The following is a 5,903-nucleotide window of genomic DNA, read 5'->3' on the forward strand; positions in this document are numbered from 1 at the left end:
CTTGCCGTGGTCGATGTGCGCGATGATGGAGAAGTTGCGGATCAGGGAGATATCGGTCATGCGCGCGTGCTTATCACCTCGTCTGCCGGGGCAAAAGGGCGTTCCGGGCGCGTCCTCAGCGGCCATCGACCGCGTTGCCGGACCCGCAGCCCGAATAATTTGGAATCGCTCTAAGAAACAATGACATGCCTCGGTAGCTGTCGGTAAGGGCCGGCAAACACAGGGACCTTTGGCCGACCGCAGTCTTGACGGCGCCACATGGCTCGGCATGAGTGGCGGCGAAAAATCGAGATCCGGATGAACCGAATGCGCTTCGCACCCCTCCTCGCCGCAGCCGCCCTCCTCGCTCCCATCCTCGCGGAGGCCACGCCGGCCGCGGCAGGCGGAATCGAGTTCGGCCCCGTTCACGACGCCCCCAAGGTCAAGCCGCAGAAAAAGAAGGCGCCCGCCGTCCAGACGGCACCGGCACCGCTCCCTGGCGACACGCCGGAAGCCGAGACCGCGGCCACCGTGCCGCCCGCAGCCGCACCGCCCCCGGAGGCCCCGCCATCCGCAGCCACCCCGGCGGCCGTTCAGACCCCGGCGGTGCCGCAGGCCTCCGGCGCCGGACGCGTCTCGACCAAGGGCATCCCCCCGCCGCCCGCGCCCCGCAACTGCAAGACCACCTGGACGTACGAATCCTGGCTGCGCGACTTCAAGCAGGAGGCGGCTGCCGAGGGCATCAGCCCGCGCGTCATCAACGCCACGCTCGCGGGCATGACGCCCGACCAGAGCGTAATCTCGCGCGATCGGCGCCAGGGCTTCTTCGCCCAGAGCTTCCTCGACTTCTCCGCCAAGCTCGCGACCCCGAACCGCGTCCAGAACGGCCGCGCCCAGATCGAGCAGAACCGCGCCACATTCGACCGCGCCGTCAAGGAGTTCGGCGTTCATCCGGCCGTCATCACCGGCTTCTGGGCGCTCGAGAGCGATTTCGGCGCCGGCATGGGCAAGCTGCCCATCATGCGCTCGCTGCTAACGCTCGCCTACGACTGCCGTCGCGGCCCCAGGTTCCGCGACGAGCTCAAAGCGGCGCTGCGTATCATCGAGCGCGGTGACATGACGCCTTCAACCATGATCGGCTCCTGGGCCGGCGAGATCGGCCAGACCCAGTTCCTGCCGACCCGCTATCTCGAGCACGCCATCGACTATGACGGCGACGGCCGTCCGGACCTCTTCGCCAACCCCACCGATATCATAGGCACCACGGCCAACTACATGGTGCACCTTGGCTGGCGCGCCAACGAACCGTGGATCGAGGAGGTCCGCGTGCCCGCCGAGATGCCCTGGGACCAGTCCGACCTCACCATCAAGCACCCGCGCTCGCAGTGGGCGGCTTGGGGCGTGACGAAGCGGGACGGCGAGCCGCTCGACAACGACGCGCTGGCCGCCTCGCTGCTGCTGCCCATGGGCCGCTTCGGCCCCGCCTTCCTGGCCTACCCGAACTTCGACGTCTACCTGCAATGGAACCAGTCGCTGAACTACGCCACCACCGCGGCCTATCTCGCGACGAGGATCGACGGAGCACCTGCGATGCGCCGCGGCCGCGAGGGTATCCCGTTCTTGAGCATCGACGAAGCCAAGGAGTTGCAGCGCCTTCTCACCGCGCGCGGCTACGACGTGGGTGAGATCGACGGCCTGATCGGCCTCAAGAGCCGGCAGGCCATTAAGGCCATGCAGTTGAAGTTCAAGCTGCCGGCCGACTCCTATCCGACCCCTGAGCTTCTCTCCGCCTTGCGCCGCGGCTGAGCGCCCGCCGTATCCAGCCTTTACCATCCGCGCGTCAGACCCTATCAATCTGACACGAACGGCCCATCATGGCGGCTGGCCGACGGCGCGGGGGCGCTCGGCCAGGCCCCGACGACGGCCGGGACCGCAGCAATACTGCGGCCCCGAGCATATTTTGTCGGAGGGGGCCGACGCAGACAAAGCACGACGGGAACGGGTAGGGAGGAAACGCCGTGCAGCGATCAGTCGTGAAGGGTCTCGAGGATCGCCTCGCGCACATGGCCGCCGTCGCAGAGCGGCAGATGACGTCGCACCACGAGCTCGAGGCATCGCTGCGGCAGCTCTATCATCTCCTCTACGACACCGAGATTGACGAGGCGGATCGCCGCGAGGTCGCTGGCGTAGCACCCCTCCTTCTGCACGCTCTCTTCGTGGCCCGCATGCGTCTACGCGACCGCATCCCGGCCTGGCAGGCGCAGGGAATCTTCACGCGCACCGCACAGAACGCCCTGCGCGACGTCTTCCGCATCGCGCGCTACGCCATCGACATGCTGGGCGAGATCGCGTCCGACAACCGCCGCCTTGCTCCCGGCGAGAAGAGCAAGCGCGGCTTCACCGGCACGGGCTGGAACACGCTCGTCCATCCCGCCTACGACACCGGCTACAATATTCCGTTCCGCTCGGGCGATCTCATCCTGATGCGCGGCAGCGCCCACAACAGCGCCGCCATCGCCCGCATCGGCGACGTGGACACCCAGTTCAGCCACATCGCCATGGTTTACGTCGATCCCGACGGCAAGCACTGGATCGTCGAGGCGTTGATCGAGGACGGCTCAGTCATCAACCCGCTCGAGTACGTGCTGGACCACGGCCTCGGACGCGCCGTGCTCTATCGCCACCCAGACGCCGCCCTCGCAGCGCGCGCCGCCAAGCTCGCCTACGAGCGCGTCCTCGCCAGCAAGACCGGGTTCGCGCCGCACATTCCCTACGATTTCTCGATGCGCCTCACGGGCCGCCGCAAACTGTTCTGCGCCAAGCTCGTCGCCCAGGCCTACGCCGACGCGAGCAACGGCGAGATCCAGCTCCCAGCCTACAAGACGCGGTTCGACCACCGCAACAACAAGCAGTTCCTCAAGGCTATCGGCGTCAAGGCAAAGGAGAGCTTCGCGCCCGGCGACATCGATCTCGATACCCGCTTCGATCTCGTGGCGGAATGGCAGGATTACCGGCTGACGCCCCTGCTGCGCCGTCAGGATATGATCATGACGAAATTCTTCGAGTGGATGGAGAAGCGGGGCTACCATTTCGAGGAGACGTTCTTCATCCGCGTCATCGCCGTCTTCGGCCGCCTTTCGAGCTACCTGTCGGAGCGCGCCAAGAACCTGCTTTCGAGCGTCTTCCCGAAAGTGCCGCGCAACATGAGCCGCTCCTGCGTGGCCACGATCGTCATGCTGCACAAGTCTGCCGAGGAAGTAATCCCGGCCCTCGCCGCGCTCGATGATGATAACGTGCGGATGACGGGCCTGCCCCTGCATCCGCGCGAGATGCTGGCCCATCTCGAGCGCCTGCGGGAGGTCTCGGCCGGCCGCATCGGCTATCTGCGCGGCAAAGCCTGACCGCCCGGCCCGGGCCGCACGGCAAGCCTGAGGCACACGTAGAGGAAGAAGTAGAGCAGCTCCCAGCTCGCAAGCGTGGCGACCCTCACGCCGAGAGCGGCATAGGAATCGTTCAGCACTGCATCGAGCAGGATCAGCGCCAGCGCCGGCACGAACACGACGAAAGGCGCCCGTCCCGCACCGCGCCAGCCGCCGCCGAGCGCCGACCACGCGACGATGTGCGCGAGCACGAATGTGAAAATAACGCACACGGCATGCAACCTCCGCCGGCCCACCTGGACCAGCGCATGAACGCTACCAAAGCCGCGTCAATCCCGAGTTGAGGGGTTCCCTAAAATTCGACGCATTCGGACAAACGGCGCCTTCACCTCCGCCACCGGAGTATGTTGCGCTCTCGCGCCACCATGCTGGAGACGAGGCTTTCGGGGTACCCGTTAACGAAGTGTGGACGCCGTCAGCCTCCTCTCGACGTCATCCCGGCGAAGGCCGGGACCCACGCAAGTTTCCACTTGCGCGACGTCGAAGTGTTGAATCGCCCCTACTCCGGCTTCGGCTTGGGCGAGCGCGTCGGACCGGCCTCGAAGTTTGGCACTTTGTCGGTCGTGATATCCCACGGAGGCCGTCTCTTCGTGAACAGCACGAGCTCCGGCTCGAACCAGTTGCTGTCGTCGAACGCGCCTGCGGCCATGGTGATCAGCCCCGGCCGTTTCTCGCTGGTGAGAAACAGGCGCGCCCCACACGTCGGACAGAAGTGCCGCGTCAGCGTATTGCCGCTGTCGGACGCGCTTGCGTAGCTCGACGTCGCGCCGCTGATCTCGACATCTGCCGCATTGAATGTCGCATTCGACATGTGCCCCGTGCCCGTGGCGCGCTGACAGTCGAGACAATGGCATTGCGCCATGCGGAGCGGCGTCCCTTTCACCGTAAAGCGCACGGCCCCACAGAGACATCCTCCGGTCGCATTCACCTCCCGCACCATCGCCGCCTTCCCTGCTGCCTGCTGCCTGCTATCGGCCGCCCCTTTCCCTCAGTGCAGCTTGACGTGCGGCTCCGTGCGCCGCGTCAAGAGCCGCGAGATGGAATCGAGCGTCACCTTCCAATACCCGTGCAACGCCGTCTCGTGCATCTTGTAGAGCGAGCGATACATCAGCTTGGCGACGAAGCCCTCGATGATCATCTTGCGGCCCGTCACGAAGCCCATCAGGCTGCCCACGGTCGAGTAGTGGCCGAGCGACACCAGCGAGCCAAAGTCGCGGTACTTGAACAAGCGCAGCGGCTCGCCCCGAATCCGCGCCTGAAACTGCTTGACCAGAAACGACGCCTGCTGATGCGCCGCCTGCGCCCGCGGCGGAATCGGGTGTGTCTCGCCCGGCGGCACCAGATACGCGCAATCGCCGAACGCGAAGACGTTGGCATCACGCGTCGTCTCCAGCGTCGGCTTGACGACGAGCTGATTGGAGCGGCTGACCTCGAGCCCGTCGAGATTGGCAAGCACGTCCGGCCCCTTGACGCCGGCCGCCCACACGACGAGCTCGGAGGCGATGAAGCTGCCGTCCGCGAGCTTGACGCCGCCGGCCGTGACCTCGGTCACGCGCGCGCTGGTACGAATATCGACATTGAGGTCCTGCAGGATCTCCGTCGTCGCCTCGGAGATGCGCGGCGGCAGCGCCGGCACGATGCGGTCGGCAGCCTCGATCAGCGTGATCTTGATGTCCTTCTCGGGATCGATCTTGTCCAGCCCGAAGGCCACTACGCCGCGGGCCGTGCCGTGCAGCTCGGCCGAAAGCTCCGTCCCCGTCGCGCCCGCGCCGATGATGGTGACGTGCAGCTGCTCCGGCCGGATCGGTCCCGGCTGCGTGTTCGCGCGCACGCACGCATTGAGAAGTCGCCGGTTGAAGCGCTCGGCCTGCTCCGGCGTATCGAGCATCAAGGCGTGCTCCTTGACGCCCGGAACGCCGAAGTCGTTGGACACGCTGCCGATCGCAATGACCAGCGTATCGTACGGCACCCAGCGGTCCGGCGTGACCTCGCGCCCGTCCTCGTCGAGGGTCCGCCCGAGATGCACGAGCTTCTTCGCGCGGTCGAGGCCGATCATCTCGCCATAGCGGAACTTCACGCCGTGCCAGTGGGCATGCGCCTGGTATTCGACCTCGTGCCGGTCCACATCCATGCTGCCGGCCGCGATCTCGTGCAGCAGCGGCTTCCAGATGTGCGTGCGCGATCGGTCAACGAGCGTGATCGCCGCCTGGCGCTTCCGGAACCACCCGTCCTTGCCAAGCTTGTTGCCGAGCCGCGTCGCAAGCTCGAGCCCACCCGCACCGCCGCCGACCACGACGATGTGGTGCAGATCCGGCCTGGGCAGGATCAGAGGGGCCGTGCTCTCCGCCGGTGTAACGTCCGCAACCATCTCGTTCTCCCGCACGTGATTGGCGCCGTTTCTTACCAGGAATTCCCTAGGTAGGGCGACAGAATATCGAGGGCGCGCACGTGAGTGGCCCGCCCCCTCACCCGGAAGCGATCTGA

General features: G+C 66.3%; 5 protein-coding genes. 2 read left to right on the forward strand and 3 right to left on the reverse strand.

The window, feature by feature from the left end:
- Window positions 1-306: 306 nt before the first annotated feature.
- Both IT540_RS05165 and IT540_RS05170 read left to right on the forward strand, forming a co-directional pair.
- Window positions 307-1,785, forward strand: coding sequence for a lytic murein transglycosylase (locus tag IT540_RS05165; RefSeq protein ID WP_291174165.1), 1,479 nt, complete (start codon window positions 307-309; stop codon window positions 1,783-1,785).
- Between the two features lie 212 nt (window positions 1,786-1,997).
- Window positions 1,998-3,380, forward strand: coding sequence for a YiiX/YebB-like N1pC/P60 family cysteine hydrolase (locus IT540_RS05170; RefSeq protein WP_291174167.1), 1,383 nt, complete (start codon window positions 1,998-2,000; stop codon window positions 3,378-3,380).
- On the opposite strand, the gene IT540_RS05175 is transcribed toward IT540_RS05170, so the two are convergent.
- The 3 genes from IT540_RS05175 to IT540_RS05185 all read right to left on the reverse strand — a co-directional run bounded on the left by IT540_RS05175 (window position 3,359) and on the right by IT540_RS05185 (window position 5,787).
- Window positions 3,359-3,631, reverse strand: a complete 273-nt coding sequence (locus tag IT540_RS05175; protein WP_291174168.1) for a hypothetical protein — start codon at window positions 3,629-3,631, stop codon at window positions 3,359-3,361. The genes IT540_RS05170 and IT540_RS05175 overlap by 22 nt on opposite strands.
- 287 nt (window positions 3,632-3,918) lie before the next feature.
- Window positions 3,919-4,359, reverse strand: a complete 441-nt coding sequence (locus IT540_RS05180; protein ID WP_366029282.1) for a GFA family protein — start codon at window positions 4,357-4,359, stop codon at window positions 3,919-3,921.
- A 48-nt stretch (window positions 4,360-4,407) separates the two neighbouring features.
- Entirely contained in the window at window positions 4,408-5,787 is a 1,380-nt protein-coding gene (locus IT540_RS05185; RefSeq protein WP_291174172.1) for an NAD(P)/FAD-dependent oxidoreductase, read from the reverse strand.
- Window positions 5,788-5,903: the final 116 nt, after the last annotated feature.

It is taken from the genome of Hyphomicrobium sp., assembly GCF_020852195.1.
In the GTDB taxonomy this organism is placed as follows: Bacteria; Pseudomonadota; Alphaproteobacteria; order Rhizobiales; family Hyphomicrobiaceae; genus Hyphomicrobium_C.